The 20646-nt window shown below is 68.2% G+C and carries 24 protein-coding genes and 1 riboswitch; of the genes, 19 read left to right on the forward strand and 5 right to left on the reverse strand.

The window, feature by feature from the left end; genetic code table 11:
• Positions 1–60 precede the first annotated feature (60 nt).
• Together AB0B83_RS20055 and AB0B83_RS20060 are read left to right on the forward strand one after the other, a co-directional pair.
• Positions 61–978: a cation diffusion facilitator family transporter gene (locus AB0B83_RS20055; protein WP_357579455.1), complete on the forward strand. Its 918-nt coding sequence runs from the start codon at positions 61–63 to the stop codon at positions 976–978.
• Between the two features lie 153 nt (positions 979–1131).
• Positions 1132–1263: riboswitch (cyclic di-AMP (ydaO/yuaA leader) on the forward strand.
• A gap of 13 nt (positions 1264–1276) precedes the next feature.
• A complete protein-coding gene (locus tag AB0B83_RS20060; protein ID WP_357579477.1) occupies positions 1277–2362 on the forward strand; it encodes a hypothetical protein in 1086 nt (361 codons plus the stop codon).
• 90 nt (positions 2363–2452) lie between these two features.
• On the opposite strand, the gene AB0B83_RS20065 is transcribed toward AB0B83_RS20060, so the two are convergent.
• Positions 2453–2920 (reverse strand): SRPBCC family protein, encoded by a 468-nt coding sequence (locus AB0B83_RS20065; RefSeq protein ID WP_357579456.1) that lies wholly within the window; start codon positions 2918–2920, stop codon positions 2453–2455.
• 178 nt (positions 2921–3098) lie between these two features.
• Here AB0B83_RS20065 and AB0B83_RS20070 point away from each other — a divergent pair, with 178 nt between their 5' ends.
• Together AB0B83_RS20070 and AB0B83_RS20075 are read left to right on the forward strand one after the other, a co-directional pair.
• Positions 3099–4076, forward strand: a complete 978-nt coding sequence (locus AB0B83_RS20070; RefSeq protein ID WP_357579457.1) for a PfkB family carbohydrate kinase — start codon at positions 3099–3101, stop codon at positions 4074–4076.
• Positions 4073–4897 (forward strand): 5'/3'-nucleotidase SurE, encoded by an 825-nt coding sequence (locus AB0B83_RS20075; protein WP_357579458.1) that lies wholly within the window; start codon positions 4073–4075, stop codon positions 4895–4897. Before AB0B83_RS20070 ends, AB0B83_RS20075 begins: the two co-directional genes overlap by 4 nt.
• Before the next feature lie 45 nt (positions 4898–4942).
• On the opposite strand, the gene AB0B83_RS20080 is transcribed toward AB0B83_RS20075, so the two are convergent.
• On the reverse strand, positions 4943–5305 hold the full coding sequence (locus AB0B83_RS20080; protein WP_088998998.1) for an STAS domain-containing protein: 363 nt from the start codon (positions 5303–5305) through the stop codon (positions 4943–4945).
• Positions 5306–5998: 693 nt separating this feature from the next.
• On the opposite strand from AB0B83_RS20080, the gene AB0B83_RS20085 reads away from it, so the two are divergent.
• Complete coding sequence (locus tag AB0B83_RS20085) at positions 5999–7135, forward strand: nucleotidyltransferase family protein (protein ID WP_357579459.1); 1137 nt, start codon at positions 5999–6001, stop codon at positions 7133–7135.
• A 228-nt stretch (positions 7136–7363) separates the two neighbouring features.
• Here AB0B83_RS20085 and AB0B83_RS20090 read toward each other — a convergent pair whose 3' ends face one another.
• Positions 7364–7627: a hypothetical protein gene (locus tag AB0B83_RS20090; protein ID WP_357579460.1), complete on the reverse strand. Its 264-nt coding sequence runs from the start codon at positions 7625–7627 to the stop codon at positions 7364–7366.
• A gap of 670 nt (positions 7628–8297) precedes the next feature.
• On the reverse strand, positions 8298–8420 hold the full coding sequence (locus AB0B83_RS20095; protein WP_357579461.1) for a hypothetical protein: 123 nt from the start codon (positions 8418–8420) through the stop codon (positions 8298–8300).
• Between the two features lie 571 nt (positions 8421–8991).
• Between AB0B83_RS20095 and AB0B83_RS20100 the strand changes: the two genes are divergently transcribed.
• From AB0B83_RS20100 to AB0B83_RS20165, 14 genes are all read left to right on the forward strand, one after another.
• A complete protein-coding gene (locus AB0B83_RS20100) occupies positions 8992–10188 on the forward strand; it encodes a radical SAM protein (RefSeq protein WP_357579462.1) in 1197 nt (398 codons plus the stop codon).
• Positions 10178–11086 carry an HEXXH motif-containing putative peptide modification protein gene (locus AB0B83_RS20105; protein WP_357579463.1) on the forward strand — a complete coding sequence of 303 codons (909 nt, stop codon included), beginning with the start codon at positions 10178–10180 and terminating at the stop codon, positions 11084–11086. Before AB0B83_RS20100 ends, AB0B83_RS20105 begins: the two co-directional genes overlap by 11 nt.
• A gap of 67 nt (positions 11087–11153) precedes the next feature.
• Positions 11154–11312 carry a hypothetical protein gene (locus tag AB0B83_RS20110; RefSeq protein WP_357579464.1) on the forward strand — a complete coding sequence of 53 codons (159 nt, stop codon included), beginning with the start codon at positions 11154–11156 and terminating at the stop codon, positions 11310–11312.
• 68 nt (positions 11313–11380) lie between these two features.
• Positions 11381–12529, forward strand: coding sequence for a YcaO-like family protein (locus AB0B83_RS20115; protein ID WP_357579465.1), 1149 nt, complete (start codon positions 11381–11383; stop codon positions 12527–12529).
• Complete coding sequence (locus AB0B83_RS20120) at positions 12522–13238, forward strand: TfuA-like protein (RefSeq protein ID WP_357579466.1); 717 nt, start codon at positions 12522–12524, stop codon at positions 13236–13238. Before AB0B83_RS20115 ends, AB0B83_RS20120 begins: the two co-directional genes overlap by 8 nt.
• Positions 13238–14089 carry a class I SAM-dependent methyltransferase gene (locus tag AB0B83_RS20125; protein ID WP_357579467.1) on the forward strand — a complete coding sequence of 284 codons (852 nt, stop codon included), beginning with the start codon at positions 13238–13240 and terminating at the stop codon, positions 14087–14089. Before AB0B83_RS20120 ends, AB0B83_RS20125 begins: the two co-directional genes overlap by 1 nt.
• The gene (locus AB0B83_RS20130) at positions 14083–14772 is read left to right on the forward strand and encodes a hypothetical protein (RefSeq protein WP_357579468.1); all 690 of its coding nucleotides are present in this window, start codon (positions 14083–14085) and stop codon (positions 14770–14772) included. The genes AB0B83_RS20125 and AB0B83_RS20130 overlap by 7 nt, the downstream gene beginning before the upstream one ends.
• Positions 14773–14783: 11 nt before the next feature.
• On the forward strand, positions 14784–15443 hold the full coding sequence (locus tag AB0B83_RS20135) for a TylF/MycF/NovP-related O-methyltransferase (protein WP_357579469.1): 660 nt from the start codon (positions 14784–14786) through the stop codon (positions 15441–15443).
• The gene (locus tag AB0B83_RS20140; protein ID WP_357579470.1) at positions 15440–16339 is read left to right on the forward strand and encodes a protein kinase; all 900 of its coding nucleotides are present in this window, start codon (positions 15440–15442) and stop codon (positions 16337–16339) included. Before AB0B83_RS20135 ends, AB0B83_RS20140 begins: the two co-directional genes overlap by 4 nt.
• A complete protein-coding gene (locus tag AB0B83_RS20145) occupies positions 16336–17271 on the forward strand; it encodes a hypothetical protein (RefSeq protein ID WP_357579471.1) in 936 nt (311 codons plus the stop codon). Before AB0B83_RS20140 ends, AB0B83_RS20145 begins: the two co-directional genes overlap by 4 nt.
• Complete coding sequence (locus tag AB0B83_RS20150; RefSeq protein ID WP_357579472.1) at positions 17262–17930, forward strand: AAA family ATPase; 669 nt, start codon at positions 17262–17264, stop codon at positions 17928–17930. The genes AB0B83_RS20145 and AB0B83_RS20150 overlap by 10 nt, the downstream gene beginning before the upstream one ends.
• Entirely contained in the window at positions 17923–18375 is a 453-nt protein-coding gene (locus AB0B83_RS20155) for an NUDIX domain-containing protein (protein ID WP_357579473.1), read from the forward strand. Before AB0B83_RS20150 ends, AB0B83_RS20155 begins: the two co-directional genes overlap by 8 nt.
• 115 nt (positions 18376–18490) lie before the next feature.
• Positions 18491–19462 carry an aminotransferase class I/II-fold pyridoxal phosphate-dependent enzyme gene (locus AB0B83_RS20160; RefSeq protein ID WP_357579474.1) on the forward strand — a complete coding sequence of 324 codons (972 nt, stop codon included), beginning with the start codon at positions 18491–18493 and terminating at the stop codon, positions 19460–19462.
• A complete protein-coding gene (locus AB0B83_RS20165) occupies positions 19449–20426 on the forward strand; it encodes a DUF364 domain-containing protein (RefSeq protein WP_357579475.1) in 978 nt (325 codons plus the stop codon). The genes AB0B83_RS20160 and AB0B83_RS20165 overlap by 14 nt, the downstream gene beginning before the upstream one ends.
• Here AB0B83_RS20165 and AB0B83_RS20170 read toward each other — a convergent pair.
• Positions 20395–20514 (reverse strand): 2-oxo acid dehydrogenase subunit E2, encoded by a 120-nt coding sequence (locus AB0B83_RS20170; RefSeq protein ID WP_357579476.1) that lies wholly within the window; start codon positions 20512–20514, stop codon positions 20395–20397. The genes AB0B83_RS20165 and AB0B83_RS20170 overlap by 32 nt on opposite strands.
• Positions 20515–20646: the final 132 nt, after the last annotated feature.

Below are 20646 nucleotides of genomic sequence, written 5' to 3' on the forward strand. Positions count from 1 at the left end.
TACATAGCGATGTGAGCATAGATTGAACGCGAATCCGGACGCCTGACGGAGGGTGGGCGCGTGGGCGCAGGTCATGACCACCATCACGGGTCGGTGGCGAATGCCGCGCACCGCCACCGGGGCCGGCTCTGGGCGGCGTTCGGGCTGCTCGCCGGCCTCATGGTGGTGGAGGCGGTGGCGGCCTTCCGCACGGGCTCGCTGGCCCTGCTGAGCGACGCCGGGCACATGTTCACCGACGTGCTCGGCATCGGCATGGCGCTCGCGGCGATCGCCGCGACCCGGCGGGCGGGCGCCGACCCGCAGCGCACCTTCGGGCTCTACCGGCTGGAGGTACTGGCCGCACTGGCCAACGCCGTCCTGCTCTCCGGCGTCGCGGTCTACGTCGTGATCGAGGCGGTGCGCCGCTTCGGCGACCCGCCGGAGGTGCTGGCCGGCCCGATGCTTGTGGTCGCCGTGCTCGGCCTGCTCGCCAACATCGGCGCCTTCGCGCTGCTGCGCTCCGGGGCGAAGGAGAGCATCAACGTCCACGGCGCGTACCTGGAGGTGCTCGGCGACCTGCTGGGGTCACTCGGCGTGATCGGGGCCGCGCTGCTGATCGCCACCACCGGCTGGTGGTGGGCGGATCCACTGGTGGCGGTCGCGATCGGGGTGCTCATCCTGCCGCGCACCTGGCGGCTCGGGCGGGCCGCGCTGCGCATCCTGGTGCAGGCCGCGCCGGAGCACCTCCAGGTGACCGCGGTGCACGACCGGCTGGCCGCCGTGCCCGGCGTCGCCGAGGTGCATGACCTGCACGTCTGGACGCTGACCTCCGGGATGGAGGTGGCCTCGGCCCACCTGACCATGGCACCCGGCGCGGAGGTCGGCGCGGTGCTGGGCGCCGCCCGGGCCGCGCTGCACGACGACTTCCACATCGAGCACGCCACGTTGCAGATCGAGCCCGGAGCGTCACGCGGGGCCTGCGGGTCGGTTGAGTGGTAATGAGGACAACCTTAAATCTGGGAGAGTATTGTGCGCTTATGCCGGATTTGACTGTTAGTGGACGTACACCCTGCGTCACCTGCGCTGCATCAGTCACAGCGGCACCGGTAGGCTCGGCTTCGGCCTCCGCCAGGCGGCACCCACCGGTGCCGGCGGTGGCCGCCGCCTAATCGCCCGGCGGGGCGAACCGGGGAACCATGTCCGTGGGGTGCATCCGCGTCAGCGGTAGGGATCTTCCGTCCCGAACCCGTCAGCTAACCCGGTCGGCGGCTGACGGAAGGACACGTGTATGCCAGTGATGGCACCTGTACGACGACGTGCCGCCCGGACGGCGGCCCTGATCGCCACGATGCTCGCCCTCGGCGCCGCGGTGGCCCCGGTCACCGCCGCCCCGGCGGCGGCCGCCACCCGGGCCGGCCTGCTCGCCGCGGCCCCCGGCCAGGACGAGGAGGGCGGCACCCCCGCCCTGCGGGCCCAGTTGGAGGCCGCCAGCAAGGGCTACCTCGACGCCAAGCGCGCCCTGGACACGTCGGCCAAGCGGCAGCAGCAGCTCGCCGCGCAGCTCAAGACCACCGAGGTCGAGTTGGCCGCGCACACCGCCAGGGTCGGCGAGATCGCGGGCGCGGCCTACCGCACCGGCCGGCTCAGCGTGGCGTCCGCCCTGCTCAACAGCAGCTCGCCGGACGGCTTCATGGACCGCGCCGCCGCCCTCGACGCGGTGGCCGCCAAGGAGGACCGGGCCCTGCGCGAACTCCAGGAGACCCGGGACCAGGCCACCCGCACCAAGCTCGCCCTGGACGGCGAGATCCGGGAGCAGCGCAAGCAGGTCACCGTGATGGCCAAGCGCAAGGAGCAGGCCGAGCGGGCGCTGACGGTCGCCAACCGCGAGCAGCAGCAACAGCGGCAGCAGTCCACGGGGGCGGGCACCTCGCCGGGCGGCACCTCCAGCAAGACGGCGAAGGCGGCCCCGCGCAACTCCGACGGCTCCTGGCCGCGCGAGTCGTGCAGCGTCAACGACCCGACCCCCGCCAACGGCTGCATCACCCCGCGCACCCTGCACGCGCTCAACCAGGCCAAGGCGGCGGGCTTCACCCGCTACGTCTCCTGCTACCGCCCCGGCGGCTCGGGCGAACACCCGAAGGGCCGGGCCTGCGACTTCGCGGCCCAGAAGGGCGGCTTCGGCGGCGACGCCACCGGCGGCGACCGGACGTACGGCAACAACCTGTCGGCGTACTTCGTGCGCAACGCCGACCGGCTCGCCGTGCTCTACGTGATCTGGTACAGGCAGATCTGGCTGCCCAGCAGCGGCTGGAAGTCGTACAGCGGGGCCAACGGCGACCCGTCCAGCGACCACACCAACCACGTGCACCTGTCGGTCTACTGACGCCCGCGCCCCGGTGCCCCGCCCGTCGCGGGTCACCGGGGCGCGACGGCGTCCGTCGCCCCCGGCCACCGCGGCCGGGCCGTCCGGCGGTCAGTCGGCCGACGACCCGGGCAGGCTCGTGTCGAGGGCCGTGGCGAGGCGGGCGGCCAGCCCGAGGTGGGCGGCGCGGGCCTGGCGGAACGCGTAGCCGAAGAGCGGCGCGGGCGCGGCGAGGGTGATCTCGACCTCGATGCGGACCACGCCGTCGGGCTCCGCCCGCAACCGGGTGTGGTTGCGCACCGTGGTGGCAGGCCACTGCCGGGCCACGGTGACGATCTCGTCGGGATCGTCGACGAGGACGTCGGCCCGGCAGGTGATCGGCAGGCGCACCGGCCCGGCGGCCAGTCGATCGGTGATGTCGTAGCTGGCCCGCGCGCCAGGACGGGGCGGCACCCGGCGGACCCGGACGATCAGCGGGTGCAGGTCCTGCTGCCGGGTGGGGTCGGCGAGCAGCGCCGCGGCCTCCGCGAGGGAGCAGCGCGCCTGGACGGTGTAGCTGAAGGAACTTCGCCTGAGCACGCCGTCTCCCCAGGGTCGGTGGTCGCCCGATCGTCGCGCATGCCGGGCGCCCTGGCAACGCCGCGCCGATCCCGCCCGGAGTCCGGACGTCCGACCGCCGACCCCACTACGGTCAGCTGATGGATGGTCACGGCACGTGTCGACCGACGGAGGATGGGCGCATGAACGGGTACGACGGATGAGCGGGCACGTGATGGTCTTCGCGCCCACGCCCCGGCTGACGGTGACCGTCGACCAGCCCAGCGAGGCGCCGGAGCTGCACCTGCACCCCGGCGGGCAGGGCGTCTGGCAGGCCCGGATGGTGATGTCGCTCGGCGTCGACGTGGTGCTCTGCGCCGCCCTCGGCGGCGAGATCGGCCAGGTGCTGGAGCCGCTGCTGGTCAGCGAGGGCGTGCACCTGAAGGTGGTGGTCCGCGACTCCGGCAGCGGCGGGTACGTGCACGATCGGCGCGAGGGCTCCCGGCAGGAGATCGTGGACGTCCCCGGCCAGCCGCTCAGCCGGCACGAGCTGGACGAGCTCTACAACCTGGCGCTCGGCGAGGGGCTGCGCGCCCCGGTCAGCGTGCTGAGCGGGCCGAACGAGCCGTCGCTGGTCCCGGCCGACCTCTACCGGCGGTTCGCCGCCGACCTGGGGGCCAACGGCAGCCGGGTGGTGGTCGACCTCTGCGGCGAGCACCTCGACGCCGTGCTGGACAGCGGCGTCTTCTTCCTCAAGGTCAGCCACGAGGAGCTGATCGCCGACGGCCGCGCCGACGGCGAGGACGAGGAGCAGCTCGCCCGGGCCCTGTACGACCTGCACGCCGGCGGTGCGGAGAACGTGGTGGTGAGCCGGGCCGACAAGCCCGCCCTCGCCCTGGTCGACGGCGAGGTCTTCGAGGTCGAGATGCCCCGGCTGGAGGCGGCCGACCCGCGCGGGGCGGGCGACTCGATGACCGCCGGGGTGGCGGCCGTGGTGGCGCGCGGCGGTGACGTGCGCACCGCGATCCGTACCGGCGCGGCGGCCGGCGCGCTGAACGTGACCCGGCACGGCCTGGGCACCGGCCGGCTCGACTCGATCGCCGGCCTGGTCGACCGGGTGCGTCTCGTACCGGCCGGCAGCCGGCCGCAGGAGCGGACCAGCCCCGACGAGCTGGCCGAACGGGCGGCCGAGCGATGACGCTGCGGGTACTTGTCACCAACGACGACGGGATCGCCGCGCCCGGCATCCAGGCGCTGGCGCGGGCGGCGGCGGACCGGGGCCTGGACGTGGTCGTCGCCGCGCCGCTGGAGGAGGCGAGCGGCACCAGCGCCGCGATGACCGCCGTGGAGCGCGACGGGCAGGTGGTGGTCCACGAGCACCCGCTGCCGGAGGTGCCGGGGGTGCCGGCGTTCGCGGTCGGCGGCTCCCCCGGTTTCATCGCGCTGATCGCCGTGCACGGCGCGTTCGGGCCTCCGCCGGCGGTGGTGCTGTCCGGCATCAACCGGGGCGCGAACGCGGGACGCGCGGTGCTGCACTCGGGCACGGTGGGTGCGGCCTTCACCGCCGCCGCGAACGGCTGCCGGGCGATGGCCGTCTCGCTCGACGTGCTCTCGGCCGGGGAGGCCACGGCCGCCAGCGGGGGTGCCGCGGTGGCCGCCGCCGCCCGGGTACGCGACGCCGAGCGGCACTGGCCGACGGCCGCCCGGGTCGCCCTGGACCTGCTGCCCCGGCTCACCGCCGGGCCGGTGGAGAGCGTGCTCAACGTCAACGCGCCGGACCTGCCGCACGGCCGGCTGCGCGGCGTGCGCCGGGGCACGCTTGCCACCTTCGGCCAGGTGCAGATGACGGTGGCGGAGGCCGGGCACGGCTTCGTCCGCACGTCGCTGGAGGAGCCGGGGCAGTCCGTGCAGCCCGGCACCGACCTGGCGCTGCTGGCCGAGGGGTACGCCTCGGTGACGGCGATCCGCGCGGTCACCGAGGTGGCGGACGTCGACCTGTCGGGCCTCGGCGACGCCTGAGCGGCCCGCCTCCGCCCTCGCGGCCGACGGCAGGTCGGCGGCCGGTCAGGCGCCGGGGAGGACCTCGGGGGTGGGTGCGCCGGCGTAGTAGGGCTCGGGGGCGCCGAAGAGGCCGAGCAGGCCTGTCACCCAGAGCTGCCGGTGCACGAAGCGGCTCGGCTCGGTGACGACGAGCTTGACGCCGCTCACCTCCGCAGTCTGGAAGCCGGCGACCATCGCGCTGATGCCGACCGAGTCGATGAAGGTGACGAGCCGCATGTTCAGCTCGATCCGACCGGGGCGTCCCTTGGTCAGGACCTCGGCGATGGCCTCGCGCACCTCGTACGCGGTGTCGACGTCGATCTCACCCCGCGGGGCGATCTCAATGACACCACCAGGCAGGACCGACTTCACGATCGACAGGCTCACGCGAGCACCTCCACTCGCCCGTCCGACGGGCGCCTCATCAGTACGCGGGCCGCGACCGAGAGTATTCCTCCCACGGCCTCGGTCGCCACCCCTCGGGGATGAGCAATTCGCGGATGAGGACACGGCAAACCACCCTTATCCGGACTATTTGTCTGTTATGCCGACTATCAGCTACCGCTGACGCGCCGACGCCCCAGCGTAGCCGGGCCTCGCCAACACCGCCCAACAGCCGCCCCCCGGCGTGGCCCCGCCGGTACGGGTGCGGAAGTGACGGCGGTGCACGTACTCGACCTTGATGGTGGAGAAGGTGGCCTCGGCGACGGCGTCGTCGAAGCACGACCCGACCCTGACCCGTCGACGGGCGCACCTTCCAACGGACGCGGGCACGGGCGAAGTCGACCGAGGTGTACTCGGCCGCGGTGCTCGGGACACCAGGGGCGCCCGGGCGGGGGCTTTGGCTCGATACCTGCCCGTGTGAGTGCGCCGACGCGGGGTGGGCCGGGCACGCGCTCTCCCGGCCGGGACGCGGTTGAGCAGCGGTGATCCTGGCGGCCGGAGCACCGAGGTCCGCTACACTGCGGTCGCCCGTCCGTCTGAACAGTCGATGCGCACCGATCGATCGAGTAGCCACAAGTAGACATGCGATCGGATCCCGCGCTTTCCACACCTGAATGCCGTCGTAGAGGAAGTCGAATGGCCGCGATGTCAATCGAGTCGGAGCTGTTGCTGCTGCTCAGCAGGCAGAATCTGACCGAACCTCAGCTCGCCCGGGTGCGTGAGATCCTCGACCAGGAATCGTTGGGCCTGGACTGGGGACGGTTCGCTGCTCAGGCCGCTCGACACCGGGTCGCTGCGCTCGTGGGATGGCAGTGGTGGCGCCTCATGACCGAGGAAGCGGTGATGGGGATGGATGCCGCGGTCATGATGCTGCTGTACTCCACCTATCGGGACACCCGGCGGGGCAACGCACTTCTCCTGCACGAGATCAAGGCGATCTCCGAAGCCGCAGCGGAGCAGGGCACCACCGTACTCATGCGCAAGGGCGGCCACCTGGCCTTCACGGCCTACCAGGAGCCGGGTACGCGGCCGATGGGTGACCTGGACGTCCTTGTCACCCGGGAGCAGGCACCTGACCTGGTGAGGGTGCTTGAGCGGCTGGGTTATGTCGAGGGCAAACCGACCGCGGCCGGCATTGTTCCACTGAGCAAGCGGGAGCGGGCGTTCTGGCGCCTGTACGGCAGCGACCTGCCCAAGTTGAACAAGTTGACCGGGGAACTCGAACTTCCGGTGATCAGCATCGACGTCAACGTATCGTTGGCGCTGCCCGGCAAGGGATACGACATCCCGGTCGACGCGGTCCTGGCGCACGCCCGGAGCCACCGGTACGCAGACGCCTCGTTCCTCGTGCCGTCTGCGGAGGACGCCGTCATCGATCTGGCCGCCCACATCCACAAGACCTCGACCACACTGAGGTTCATGAACCGGGGCGGCAAGCACCGGCGGTTGATCAAGTATGTGGACATCGCGGAACTCGTGCGCTCCGCCGGGCCGGACCTGTCGTGGGACCTGCTTCTCAAGCGCGTCGACGAGTACGCGGTCGCCGGACCCGTGTTCTACGGGCTTGCCCACCTTGACAAGCTCTTCCCGAATGTCGTCCCGGCGGAGACCCTCGCCGCGCTCCGGCAGCGGTGCCCGGAGCCCGACCTCCTGTTGCAGCAGTACGGCCAGTGGGATTTTCCGGAGCCGCGGGTGTGGCAGGAGGACTTCCTGACCCGGTTCTTCGACCCGGAGTCCGATCGCGACCTGCCCGTCTCGAAGTCGCTCGTATGAGGGAAGGAGGCACCTGAGACCACTCAGGCGCCTCCTTCCGGATACCTGCTACTGGCAGGCGTTCGGACCGCCGACGATATCGTCGAGCTCGTCGTCCGCCATCTCACGGATGTCGATGGCTTCGAATTCCAACTGGGTCATGTGGGTTCACCCCCTTCCGGGCCTCATCACGAGGCTTGGTCCCGGTCTCCACCATGCAGAACCGATCCCAGGGCCCCGGCAAAGTCGTCAGGTGATGCCGAGTAGGGCCAGCGGGCGGGTGCTGTCGCGGGCGTGATGCCGGTTGGCGGCGGCGATGTTGGTGACGCCAGCGGTGCGGAGTACGCCGATGGCGGCGTTGCGTAGGGCGGACATGACTTGGGGTCCGGTGCCGGTGCGGATCTGGCTGCGGTCCTCGTCGTAGGTGACGTCGCGGACCCAGTGGACCTTGTTCTCGATCGACCAGTGGCCGCGAATCCAGCTCGCGAGTTGCGCCGGTCTGGCCTGGTGCACGCGGAGGTCGGTGATCGCGTAGACGGGTCTCGGCGGTGAATCGTTTCGGCTGGTCGAGGCGGCGTCTGCGGCGGCGGATCTGCAGGGCCTGGGCGGCGCGTCTACACCAACCACATCAAGCCGGGCACCCCACGACTTTGCCGGGGCCCTGGGACCGATCCGGGGAGCCGAGCAGGGCTCGACCTGTCGGCTGCACACGGGTCGACCAGGTCGTTGGAGAGTGGAGGCCACAGGACACCTCCGAGAGGTCCCCAGGGACGTGACGTTGCTGGTGTTCAACCGGCAACCACCAGCGGACGTCAATTGGTTTCCAGGTCGGCTTTGATCGCACGCAGGAACGCCACCGCCGATCGACAGAGGCCCTTGCCGACGTCGATCGTGACACCGGCATGCGCCCGACATGCGCGCCCGGGCGATCTCGCGTAGACCGACATCCGGCTCGTGCCGCGCGATCTCCTCGGCCAGTCGTCTGCCTTCCGTGGCCGAGACCGGATATGCCGGCGCCCGTCGCGGCCGATCCGGATGTTCAAGTGATGACTTCTGTCAGCTGAACGCCGCCGAAGCCCGGCCACCGTCTTCGCGGCCAACTCGCACGTCGACGCTATCCGCCGGTCGGACACTGAGTGTGAAGCGAGAATGCGCTCCGCTGCGACCAATCGGTCCCGAGTAGTCAATGGTGGCCATGCTCGACGTTCATCCGAACTGCGGCGACGAACGCATCTTCGTCCGAGCCGTCACTCTTGCCGTCCAGCCTTGGCGAGAAGCCACCCTGCAGTGATTCGATATCGACCATCTAGACAGGCATGCCGCTCTGCCATATGGAGCCGCCCGACCTGCCGGTCCGCAAGGTGTGTCCGTCACCAGATTGCCTCTTCATCCGCACCTCGTGGTAACTGTTCGCCCTTGAGAATGTTTGTTCTGGCGTCCCTCGCCAGTGGCGTGAAGGCATATGTCACGCAAGGTCGAGACCAGCTCACGCCCCCCTGGAGCAGTGCGGCCATCATCACAGCCGACGCTTCGCAAGGGTGCCGAACTCGTCACTTCCGCGTCAAGTAGCGCCATCCCGCATATCCTCTCCGTGCATCCCGCAGGCACGGACGGTAGTGCAATCTTCGGCCTCGCCTTTGTCGTGACGCGGCACAGAAGGTGATGATGCGCTTACGCGTCGACCGGAGTGCGTGGTGGGTTTACTCGAAGCCACTCGAACAGGTCTTGTCTGCAACCCCGGGGATGGGTATCGTCCATGTCTCACGGTGGCCGACGAATTATCACGTCAAGAATCGGGGCAGCGATGAAACGGCGCGGTGTCTCCTTTTGGGGGTGCGCCATGCGCCCTGAGAGCTTGCTCGAAGGACGGGGGCAAGATGACGATGTCACGACGGCCTGAACAGTTGACTCTGCGTACGCCGGAGTCGGACGAGCCCTTGTCGGTAATCCTGAAGCTCGTCGGAGAAGCCTGCAATATCAACTGCTACTACTGTTACGAAAAGCGGAAGCCTTACGCTGGCTACGATAAGCTTTCGATCGATACGGTAGCGCGCTTGCTGGACTTGGCGGGCAGTCGGCCACTGAGCCTGGAACTGCACGGCGGCGAACCGCTCCTGTATGGCATGGAGGCGACCGTCGATCTGCTGCGCCTGCTTCGGAGCTATCCGGGAAGCGTGTCCCTCAGCGTGCAGACGAACGCTACACTGCTGACCCCGGAATGGTTCGACCTGTTCGCGAAGGAATGGCCGACGATCGATATCGGTGTGTCTCTCGACGGCGACCCGAAGGCCAACCGCAACCGTGTGGACTATCGCGACCGGAGTACCTCCGAGCGAGTGCATCAGGCCTTGGCGTTGGCGGCTGAACGTGGCCTCACAGTCGGTCTGATCTCGACTGTGACCAAGGACGTGTCTCGCCGGCCGGAGGAAACGCTCGACTTCGTCGCCGGATTCGACGCGGTCCGGGCGGTCAAGTTCTCCCCCTGCTTCGACTTCGACGTAACGCCAAAGCGGATCCCGGTGGGCAACCGGGAGACCATGCTGCCTCTGTTGCCGAAGGGTAAGGAGCATGCTGGCTGGGCAATCACGCCCATGGAGTTCTCCGCGTTCCTGGTGCGCGCATACGACCACTGGCGTGACACCGGCCTGTTCCGACGGTTCTTGATCGAGCCCTTCACCAGCGTCCTGCGGGTTCTTGCCGGCCGGGACTCCCGCTTCTGCCACTTCACCGAGCAGAAGTGCGCCTACGTCCTCACTCTCTACCCGGACGGTCGGCTCGGCAGTTGTGACGAACTGGGTGTGCCCGACGGTCTACTCGGCTCCATCCACGACCTGCCCTCCTTGGCGGTGGCGACGTCCCTCGTCTCCAATCCCGCGCTGCGTGATGGCCTTCAGGAGCTGCTGGACAAGTGCGACGGCTGCAGCTACCGGCAGACGTGTGGTGGGGGCTGCCTCGCCACCCGGATGCGCTATCGGAACAGCGCCTTCTACGAGGACTACTGCACCCATCGCATCGAGATCATCGACCACATCGCAGCGGATGTCGCTAGGGAGCGGGTGGCCGGTGAGCACTGACGTCGCACTCCCACACGTTTGGCCGAGCCTCGCCGACGACCTGAAGCAGCTGCGCACGCGTCGCGCCGCCCAGGTGCGGACCGCTGCGGCCCGTCTTGACGAGCGGTTCATCGTCCCAACGGTGCTCGACGTACGTCAGGACGCCCTGCTGCACCACTTCACGTATGCGATCACCGCCGCCGTGCGCGCACGCCGTCTAGACGACGCACGCGAGCTAATCCAGCGCTGGACAACGGTGTGTGGCGCGAGCGGCACCACGATCCTGCCCGAGCACGAGGTGTGCATCGTTGCCGCCAGTGAATGTGAACGATCCGACGACGACCGATACGAGTCGCCGCTGTTCCTGCACCTGGACCCCGCCAGGAACGCGGCACCGTCGGCGCCGTGGTCGCAAGCTGGTGAAGCGATCCGACGCGCCGGCATGGACAGCTTCGTCACCGCTGCGACCGGTGTCGTCGTCACCATGGAGGTTCGCGACCAACGCGACACCACCCAGAGTTATGCCCTGAAGGCGCTGCCCGGCACCATCTTCATCGACGTGGTGCAGGATCCGGTCCGCCTGGGCGAGTTGATCCTGCACGAGTCTGCCCACACCCTGTTGAACGAGGTCTTCACGGCGTGTGGCGTGGAGTTGGATCCCGCAGCGCGTTGGTACTCGCCGTGGAAGCAGGCATATCGGCCCGCGTACGGGTTGCTGCACGCCGGCTTCGCTTTCGGCGTTCTGCAGAAGTACTTCGAGTTTCACGCGGCAGCCGGCGATCGGCCCTCCGCGTACGCCCGCATCCGGGCAGAAGTCGGTGCGGAACAGTGGGATCTCGCGCGCGGCTCTGTACGCGACGCCTTGGCCGAGGTCCGCGATGAGCGGGTGGCGTCACTGCTGTGGAACTTCCTCGCCTGATGGCGTCCCGGTTCTGACAGTGGCTGCCAGCCGAACCATGTCCCGACTAGCCGAAGGAAGGAGCAGCATGAAGTCAGATCAGGATTTCGAAGAGTTCGTGGACGCGATTCAGTCCGCGAACTTCGACCCTCGCGACACCCGGGCGACCGCGCACACCGCGGCCGTCTTCGCCAGCGACTGGGATCGCATCGAGAAGGCGATCGACGCTGAGCAGAACAGCAACTGAGTAGGTGCGGCCGGTGGCTTTCGGGCCACCGGCCGTCACTGCGGGAACCCTGGAAGAGACGAGTGGCCATGGCCTCCAACCCGACGGAAGCGGCAGTGTTGGCGATGGCCCGTGCCTGGTCCGCGGATGTCGGGGTCACCCGGAGCAGCAGCATCACCCGCATCGATCGGGTCGGTGTGCCCGTTGCCATGGCCGTGCGGCCTGGAGCGCTGCCCGGATCACTGGTCGTCACGGGCGGTAAGGGAATGACCGAGGCAGCGGCCGAGATCGGGGCGCGACTGGAGGCGGTGGAACTGGCCGCGGCCGAGCACAACCGCTGCCAGGCGCCCCTCGTCCGGACCACCTACCGGAAAGTTGCGGCCCAGTTCGGCGGGCCGGGAGCGCTTGTCCGGTTGTGCCCGCTCCTGGGCGTACGGATTCCGCTGGACGAGGAACTGACGGCGGCCCAGGGACGAGGCCTGTGTACCGATGCGTCGGTGATTCTCCCTAGCGAACTGGTGCTGCTGCCCCCGCCGCCGAACGCAGCCAGCCGACCGTACTTCGGATCGAACTCCTTCGGGCTCGGATGTGGCCTGACCTTGGAGCAGGCCACGATGCACGCCCTGCTCGAGGTGGTGGAACGAGATGCGCTCTCCTTCCCGCCACGCGCGGGTGAGGAATGGATAATCGACGAACATTCGCTGCCCACCGACCGGCTGAGGGACATCGTCGCGCGCCTGCACGGGGCCGATGTCGCGGTTCGGCTGCTGGCCGTCAAGCAGGAACTGGGGCTGCCGGTCGCACACGTCGTTCTCTCGGACCGGGACGAGACGGACCAACGATTCGTCAACGGCGGCCACGCCTGCGCGCGTTCCCTGGAAGACGCGCTGGAACGCGCGCTGCTCGAGGCGCTACAGAGCCGCGTCGCGTTCATGCATGGCGGCCGGGAGGACCTGCCGAGCCTGGCCGAGGTCGCGACGGAGCCGCTCGGGCCGGGTGATGGCGTTTCGTTTTCCGACGTTGCCAACCAGTTCCGTCAGGCGATACCCGGCGACAGCGTCGGCCTCGCCCAGTGGCTGGCCGAACGCGGCGTCGGCCCGACAGTTCGGTTCATCCTCCGCGACGGAAGTACCGATGGACCGTGGGTGGTGCGGGTCGTCATCGTCGGCTGCGAATCCTACGTACCCCGGTTCTCACCTCGAGTGGGTCCGCGGCTTGCCGCGTGGTCGCATGGCTGACCGCGGTCTGATCTTTGTCGGCCCGACTGGCTACCAGTCCCCGGTGCTCGATGCTGTCTCCGACCAGCACCTGATCCTTCCACCGTTGATTCGGGGCGAGTTGGCGCGGGTGCTGCACGAACACCCGGCAGGCCGAGTGGTCATCGTGGACGGCGGCTTCTACCACGAATACGCCGTCGACCATCGGGAGATCTGTGCTGCCATCGATGACGGTCGCGAGGTGATCGGACTGGGTTCCATGGGGGCACTGCGCGCGGTCGAACTGCGATCCCACGGCATGCGCGGATTCGGCGCGGTGGTGGAACTCGTCGGGCGCTACGGGCTCGACGACGACGAGGTCATGCTCCTTCATGGGGCTGAGCCGCCATACCGGCCGGTGACCGTCCCGCTGGTGGAGGTCCGCGCGGCGCTCGGGAACCTGCTCCTCGCCGGTGTCGTGGACGCCGAGGAAGTGGCCGCCGTCATCGCCGAGGTGAGCAGTCTCTGGTTCGCCGACCGCAGCCTGCCCCGAATTCTGCAGGCACAATCGCGGCGGACCCACCGCCGCCCCGAGGTAGCGGAGGCGCTCCATCACCAGCTACAGGGCCCGGCGCTGTTGAAGCGGATGGACCTGGAGTGTCTGCTCACCGCCTCACCGCCGCCTCCGGTACGTCTCCTGCCGTGTGGCGCGGTCGTTGCGGACGCGCCGTCCGCACCCGGGCGGACTTGATGGTCACCGCACTCGGCATGCCCCCGGACTGGGTACGCATCTGCGCCAATGGGATTCCCTACGATGACCCCATCATCGGCGCCCGCCTGGCCCAGGTGCAGTGCCGCGATGACAGCGAGATCGCCGGCCGCAGCCCGGCGGCAGCCCGCCGTGAGCTGGACTGGCTCGGGCTCGCCGGCGACGAGCGCATATTCCACCCGTGCTGTGGGCCGGGAACGTATGCGCACGAGATCGCGAACAGCACCGGCTGCGGGGAATTCCTCGGCTTCGACATCAATCCCGCAGCAATCTCGGCGGCGATTCGTCGTTGCCCGGACCGGAGATTCCGATTCCAGCTCGGCACCTTCGACACCGAATCGGTCGTGCCGGCGCACGACCTCTGCCTGCTCACCTACGAGCTGATCAACCAGTTCGAACCGCTGGCGCTCGGCGCAATGTTCGAGCAGGTCGCCGCTGGGCTTGCACCCGGTGGACGGGTCTTCGTGGACGTCCGCACGCGTAGCAACTCCGGAATGCATCCGGTCAGCCAGGAGACGACCCACTGTCCCGCTGGTGCCGGGATCTTCCTACCCGACGAACATGTCGTCGAGTTCGAGGCCTGGTTTGCCGCCGAGGGGCGCCTCTACCTGCAACGTTTTCGGATCGTCCGGCACGACGGCACGCAGCGGGAGTTTTACTCCTGGCTGTGGCTGTACGACGAGGACGAGGTGGCGCGTGCGGCCGTAACGGCGGGTCTCGACCTGGTCGCGGTGGCGCAGGTTCATGTCGGCACGGGCATGCGACCGCCGTCTGCGTGCGGCTCGATCCAATTGGTGCTTGCGAAGAAGGGGAGGAGCGCACCGGCATGCTGACGACAGCAGAATCGCTTCTGGTGCACAGTGTCGAGCAGTTCCTGACCTCGGCCGAGTGTCGAGCGGTTTGCGATGCGGTGGACCGGCATTTCGAGGCGGAGGGGCGTTCCGCGTTCGAGAACGAGCGCACGAGGTCGGTGCACGCCGTCGAGGGAATGAGCACGCAGGAGGTGATGGAGCTCTACGAGCCCGCAGGTCGCCTGGAGTTGTGTCCTCTCCCGGAAGCGGCGGCGACGGTGCTGGAAGAGGCGGCGGAACGCGCTCTTCCACATCTGTGCAGCTTGTTTCCCTCGGGTCGGCGGTTGACCTCCTGGATCTACCTGGAATACGGCCCGGGGCAGTACATCACGCCGCACATCGACATGCCCTTCGACGAGAACTTTCCGGACGACGTCAAGGTTGCCGGAGTGAGCATGACCCTCAACGACGACTTCTCGGGCGGCGAGTTCGTGATCGAGACCTGCGGCAGTCCGGATCTCTGGACCGAGCCGACGAATGGCTTACGCCGAGTTCGCGAAGGTGGGGACTACACCACCCAGTGGTACAGGGCGCTGCCGCGGACGCGCTGGCGAACGAGGGTAGCCAAGGGGGACATGGTTATGTTCGGCAGTCAACTCAGCCACAGTACGGAGCCGATCACACAGGGCCGGATCAAGAAGATCATTGGCTTCTTCACCAACTGACGGAGAGAGCGATGGACGCGCGGCTTGCATATGAACTGAGTGAAGTCAATTCCGGCATGTCGGATGTGGAGCGACTCGTCTCCCTGCATTGGGGCCTGTCCTCGGTGCTGCGGACTGGAGTCGATGGCGACGTCGTGGAGGTTGGCTGCAACGCCGGTTACACCAGCGTCTGGCTCGCCACGACCATGCTGGCGCTGGCTCCGGATCGGGAACTGGTGCTGTTCGACAGCTTCGCCGGAATGCCCGCACCGGGAGAACTCGACACTCACCTGCCGGAGGGGGAGTGCCTGGCGTCGCGAGAGCAGGTCGAGCAGAACTTCCGTAGCAGAAACCTGCCGATGCCCCGGATCGTGCCAGGCTGGTTCGACGAGACACTGTCCCAGCTACCCGACCGGGTGTGTTTCGGATACCTCGACGGTGACCACTACAGCTCGATCAAGGTCAGCCTCGAACAGGTGTGGCCCCGGCTGGAACCCGGCGGGCTGCTCGTCGTTGACGACTACTGCGACCTGAGCCGTAACGAACGGGCCTGGAACGGGCTGCCCGGCGTGAAGATGGCCTGCGACGAGTTCTTCGCTGGCACCGGCTGCGATGTGGAGGTCATCCCGGGCACCTCCGACCTGACGCTCGGCTACGTGTACAAGCCCACCCGCCAGGGCGGGTCGCGATGACGGTCGACGTCACGACCGTGCACCTCGACTCTCTGGCCGGGGTCTCGCCCACCAGGGTGTTCCGCGAGGTGCTCGAGACGACGACAAAGTACAAGTTCCGGTCGGTCGTGTCGTTCACCGGCTGGAGCACACTCCTGCTGGTTGAGCGGGTTGGTGACCCCGGTGTGGAGTTCGTCGCCAAGGGGTTCTTCGGTTACCACAGCGTCATCGACGCCGCTCCGGCCCACCTGCGCCCGGAACTGCACGGCTACTACTGGTACCGACAGTTGCCGGAGAAGGCACACCGGTACGCCAGGGACCAGTTCCGTCAAGAGGCCAATCTGCTGTCACGCCTCACCGGGTCGCCGTTCTTTCCCGGCCTGGTGGAGATGAACCTCTCGGCGGCGGTGCCCTACTACGTGATGGACCACCTACCGCTCGGTTCGGTGCGTGCTTGGCTTGCCACGCACGACGCGCCGTCGGCCGACGGGGCCGTGGCCTTCGCGCGTCGGCTGCTGACCGGGATGGTCGCCCTGCACGACGCCGGATACGTCCACCGGGACATCAACGCCGAGAACGTGCTGATGAGCGAGGACGGGCCGGTGATCGCCGATCTGGGTTGTGCCCGTGCCCTCACCGCGGTCGACTCGCCGTCGCGGAAGTCGGCCCTGATCTCGTGGCCCCCGGAGTATGACAAGGGGTACCACGAGGCAGAATTCACCAGTGATCTCTACTGCTTCGGAATGGTGATGTACGAACTGCTCACCGGCACCATGCCCCGGTACGGCGCTCCGCCACTGCGTACCGTGGCCGCGGGGCACGACACCCGGCTGGTTGACCTGGTCGAACAGTGCGTTCGCTGGCAGCGAGCGGACCGACCGCAGAGTGCCGCCGCCGCGCTGGAGGCGCTGCTGTGACCACCGTGACGCCCACGCCGGTCCCGCCAGCGACGGCCGTACCGCACGCTGACGACCTGATGCGGCACATGTTCCTCGGACGGCTGGTCAGCCAACATACGATGATCTTCGAGCCGTTGGTGTACGCGGAGCACCTCCGTGTCCTGACCAGGCTGGTCGACACCTACGTGTTGACGCCGACCGGCGCCGGGCAACTGGCCACGTACAGCCCTGCGAACGTGGCCACCGTACGTCTGGCCGCCGCCGTTGGTGTGATCGACGGTGGCTGGCCGGCGTTCGCCAGCAGCCTGCGGACCGAGGAGTTGTCCGTTGGCGGACGTCCCCACCAGATCGTCGTAGACGCGTCCAACGCTGATAAACTGCCGCTCCTGCGGGCTGCGACAGAGGTCCTGGTGCAGGGCGACCTGGGTGCCCTGGTCGAGTTGGGGACGGGCGGACTGGCCCCCGCCAAGGCGCTGTCGGAGTCGACAAGCATCGGCGCCAGGCTGCTCGTGGCGCCGGATTGGACGTTCGGGCCGGACGCCTCCGCCCTGGAGTCCCTGCTCTATCAGATGCTCGCCGCTCCCGCGCAGATATGGGCAGCAGTTGAACCGTCCGTATACCAGAGTCTTCGCCGCGCGCTGGGCCCGATCCGAGTGGAGGACGTCTTCGTCGCCGGTTGCGTGGCTCAGCTACTCGTGCGCGCGGAGGAACGCGGAGAAGGCCTCGCCGCGCGGATTCCTGCGCTGGTCGCACTGGTGGAGACGGTCAGTTCGCTGCAGACCGCCGCCGCGCGCACCGCTGCCCAGGGGCTGAAGGAGGCGTCTCTCTTCGCCGAACTGCTGTGCTGTTGGTGGCCCGGAACGGAGCGGGCAGTGCACCTGTTCACCTCGCGGCTCGACTACCTGACCCGGCACCCGGTCACTCAACAACCACAGGAGCGATGGTCGTGATCCCAAGGTTTCCGTTCATCGCCCTGGAGGGAACTGACGGCAGCGGAAAGTCCACGTTGCGGATCCAGTTGGCGCAGGCACTGCGGCAACTGGCGCCGACCGTGACGGAACTCGGCCAGCACAGTTGGCTCGACCCGGCCTCCTCGCGGGTCATCGTAGGCAATCGCATGGCCCGCAGTAGTTGGCACGCCGAAGCTGTCGTGGAGGCATACCTGCGGGACAAGCACCTGCACTTCCAGTTCAACATCGAACCTGCTCTCGCTGCCGGCCCCGTACTCACCGACCGGTACGTGCTGAGTGACATCGTCTACCATCACGTTCTGCACGGCATCCCGATGGAGCGCATCAGCACCTCCATGGAAGCCCGGCAGATGCCGGCACCGGATGTGATCGTCTTCGTCGACACCCCACCCGATCTAGCCTGGCGTCGGATCAACTCACGCAACAAGGAACTCCGGCCATACGAACGTCCGGAGATTCTCGTCCAGCTCTATCACGCCTACGATCGCGCCATCGAGGCGAACCTCGTGCCGACGCGCGTTCTGCGATTCCGCAACAGCGACGAGCTGTCGGAAACCGCAGTACAGGGCCTCGCCGACTCGCTGGTCGCAGAATTCCCAGCTCTATCAAACGATCGAGAGGTATCCGCAGATGTCTGAGGTCCGAGTACGCATAGCCGCCTACGTCGTGCGGGACGCGCCCACGGGACCTGAGCTGCTCGTGTTCGACCACCGGGACCAGCCCGAGGCAGGCACACAGGTCCCTGCCGGAGGCGTGGACGCTGGCGAGTCGCTCGAGGAGGCGGTCATCCGTGAGGTGGCCGAAGAGACCAGCACCGTCGGCATCACCTTGCGGAGGAGCCTCGGTGTACAGCAACGGCCGCACCCGCACACCGGGCAGCCGAGGGTGACGATCTTCTACTACGCGACCACGACGGAGACCCGGGACCGTTGGTCTCACCTGGTCACGGAGAGCGCCGGTACGGACGAGGGAATGGTGTTCGACTGTTTCTTCGTTCCGGTGGTGCAGGCGCTCGACCTACTGCCGGACCGGCAGGATGAGTTCATTCCGGTGCTGCTCAAGCTCCTGTCCGACGAGGCATAGGGTGCCTCAGGGCTCGCCACAGATCTCTGCGCCGTTGACCCGGTCACCCGACCTCTCGTCGGGCAACCCGGACCCTGACCTGCTCCTGTGGCGCCAAGACCGCTGGCCCAGGTCTGTGCCATCCGACCTGCTGTTGTACGGCAGTTCCAGGATAGTCGGTGCCCTGCACTCGCAGGCCCAGGCATATCTCGCCGGGCACGGCGTCGCCTGCGACCACCTGGCCGTCCTGCCGGGAGGGCTCGAGACAGTCGACCGGGCGCTGGCGACCCTGCTGCGCCCGGGTGACCGTGTCATCCTGGAGAGGCCGACGTACAACGGGGACCTTCCGCTCGTCGCCGCCCTCGGCCTGGTGCCGGTGCAGGTGCCGGTGGACGAGGAGGGGTTCCAACCGGAGGAGTTCGCGGCTGCGCTCGCGGACGCTCACTGCGTGCTGTACCGGCCGCGGGCGCAGAATCCCACCGGGGCAGCGCTGACCGCGCGGCGTGCCGAGACGCTGCGTAGCCTGATCCGGCAAGCTCCCGATCTGTTGCTGATCGAAGAAGATCATGCCGGGAGGATCGCGGGTGCCGACTACGAATCGGCCATACCCCCAGGGCATCCACGGTGGCTGCACGTGGCATCCGTTTCCAAGTGGCTTGCCCCTGACCTCCGGTTCGCGGTCGTCAGCGGAGACGACGAGTCGATCCGCCGCCTGGACCAGCGGAGGCTGTTGGGCGGCGGTTGGGTGAGCCGCACGACCCAACTCGCCGTGACGGCCCACCTGGCCGACCCTGGCCTCGGTGCCGATCTCATTCGGGTGCGCGACGAGTACAGCAGGCGACGCCGACACATGCTCGACCAGTTGACGCTGCGTGGGCTTCGGGGACGCGGTCGCACGGGATTGAACGTGTGGATCGACGTACCCGATGAGGCGGGGGTCGTGACCCGGTTGGCCGCACATGGTTGGCAAGTCGCCCCTGGGTCGCGGTTCGCCGCTGCCACACCGGCGGTACGGGTGACCGTGGCCGCCCTCGGCGCGGAGGAAACAGACCGGTTCGCCGACGACCTGCTGTCGGCAGTTGAGGAGTTTGCGCATGTCGCACATTGAGGCGGCGATCATCGATGAACTGCGCAAGGCCCCGGACCAGGGCAGGCGCTCGGTCGACGAGGTGCTGACGGGCCGCTCCTTCGCGGCCGTGGTCCTTGACGACGGAAGCGTCGGCGCCGCCATGGACTACGCGCAGTTCCGCCCTGGCGCCGCGTCGTCCGCAGCGGTTACCTGCCGGCGCGGGGGTGAGCTGACCGACTACCTCGGGACGTCCCCGGGCGCATCTCTGCTGGATTGCGACCTGTTGCGCACACCGGTGAGCGACTCGGACCTGACCAGGCAGGCCGTCAAGATTGCGCTGCTGGGTGCCCTGTCCCGACCCTGGTTCCGCGATGGCGCCCTGGCGGCGACGGGATTCGACCACCTGGTCGCGTCTTTCGACGAGACGCACCTCCACCAGCCGGAATCAGCGGTGACGCAGGCACTGACCCGAGCGGTCGCCGGTGCCGGCACGGTGGGCGTCGTCGGCTTCGGCGGGCTGATGGAACACTTCGCCGACCTCGACGGTGTGCGCCGCGTGTTGGTGGCCGATCTGCACGAAGCGCCACGTGCCGACCGCATCGACCGCACCCTCGCCCGGTTCAACGCCCGGTTCGACGAACCGCGAATCCAGATGGTCGGCAATGACCTCCGTCGCTTGGCGGAGGAGTGCGACATCGTCCAGATCACACCTTCGTCGCTGTGCAACGGCACGATGGACGATCTGATTCAAACGCTGCGGGGAATTCCGTTAATCGTCGTCGGACCCAGCGGTGCCGTGCCGCCGCCAGTGTGGCAGGCCAACGACGTGGTCCTGGTCTGCACCGAGATCAAGGACAGCCGTTTCGTGCGGGCCTACCACAACGACGATCATCTGTACGAGTGGTTCGTGGAGTACGACCGTCGCCTGGTCTACTGGCCAACGGTAACTCGGCCGGAGAAGTCCGCCGGCATCACCCGTCCCACGTCTCGAGTCGTTGTTTGATCCGACGCAGGAACACGGCCGCCGTACGGCCGTTCACGTACCGGTGATCGTAGGCGAGGCCCAGGTTGCTAACGGTATGGCTGACCACCGTGCCATCGTCGACAAGGGCCAGCTCCGAACGGCTGCCTAAGAGCGTGTCTCAGGTGGTGAGTTTGAGGTAGCGCTTGTGGCAGGTGAGAGCGGCGGCGAGGGTGACGAACGCGCAGTAGAGGCTGGCTGA

The sequence above is a fragment of the Micromonospora sp. NPDC049060 genome, from assembly GCF_040649055.1.
GTDB classification, from domain to species: domain Bacteria; phylum Actinomycetota; class Actinomycetes; order Mycobacteriales; family Micromonosporaceae; genus Micromonospora; species Micromonospora reichwaldensis.

Bases quoted from the DNA above. Each gene is read 5' to 3' on its own strand.
- AB0B83_RS20115 (WP_357579465.1), top strand. From the start codon at position 11,381: ATGGCCTCCAACCCGACGGAAGCGGCAGTGTTGGCGATGGCCCGTGCC.
- AB0B83_RS20155 (WP_357579473.1), top strand. From the start codon at position 17,923: ATGTCTGAGGTCCGAGTACGCATAGCCGCCTACGTCGTGCGGGACGCG.
- AB0B83_RS20085 (WP_357579459.1), top strand. From the start codon at position 5,999: ATGGCCGCGATGTCAATCGAGTCGGAGCTGTTGCTGCTGCTCAGCAGG.
- AB0B83_RS20075 (WP_357579458.1), top strand. From the start codon at position 4,073: ATGACGCTGCGGGTACTTGTCACCAACGACGACGGGATCGCCGCGCCC.
- AB0B83_RS20150 (WP_357579472.1), top strand. From the start codon at position 17,262: ATGGTCGTGATCCCAAGGTTTCCGTTCATCGCCCTGGAGGGAACTGAC.
- AB0B83_RS20095 (WP_357579461.1), bottom strand. From the start codon at position 8,420: ATGGTCGATATCGAATCACTGCAGGGTGGCTTCTCGCCAAGGCTGGAC.
- AB0B83_RS20135 (WP_357579469.1), top strand. From the start codon at position 14,784: ATGGACGCGCGGCTTGCATATGAACTGAGTGAAGTCAATTCCGGCATG.
- AB0B83_RS20140 (WP_357579470.1), top strand. From the start codon at position 15,440: ATGACGGTCGACGTCACGACCGTGCACCTCGACTCTCTGGCCGGGGTC.
- AB0B83_RS20165 (WP_357579475.1), top strand. From the start codon at position 19,449: ATGTCGCACATTGAGGCGGCGATCATCGATGAACTGCGCAAGGCCCCG.
- AB0B83_RS20060 (WP_357579477.1), top strand. From the start codon at position 1,277: ATGGCACCTGTACGACGACGTGCCGCCCGGACGGCGGCCCTGATCGCC.
- AB0B83_RS20100 (WP_357579462.1), top strand. From the start codon at position 8,992: ATGACGATGTCACGACGGCCTGAACAGTTGACTCTGCGTACGCCGGAG.
- AB0B83_RS20130 (WP_357579468.1), top strand. From the start codon at position 14,083: ATGCTGACGACAGCAGAATCGCTTCTGGTGCACAGTGTCGAGCAGTTC.
- AB0B83_RS20110 (WP_357579464.1), top strand. From the start codon at position 11,154: ATGAAGTCAGATCAGGATTTCGAAGAGTTCGTGGACGCGATTCAGTCC.
- AB0B83_RS20125 (WP_357579467.1), top strand. From the start codon at position 13,238: ATGGTCACCGCACTCGGCATGCCCCCGGACTGGGTACGCATCTGCGCC.
- AB0B83_RS20120 (WP_357579466.1), top strand. From the start codon at position 12,522: ATGGCTGACCGCGGTCTGATCTTTGTCGGCCCGACTGGCTACCAGTCC.
- AB0B83_RS20070 (WP_357579457.1), top strand. From the start codon at position 3,099: ATGAGCGGGCACGTGATGGTCTTCGCGCCCACGCCCCGGCTGACGGTG.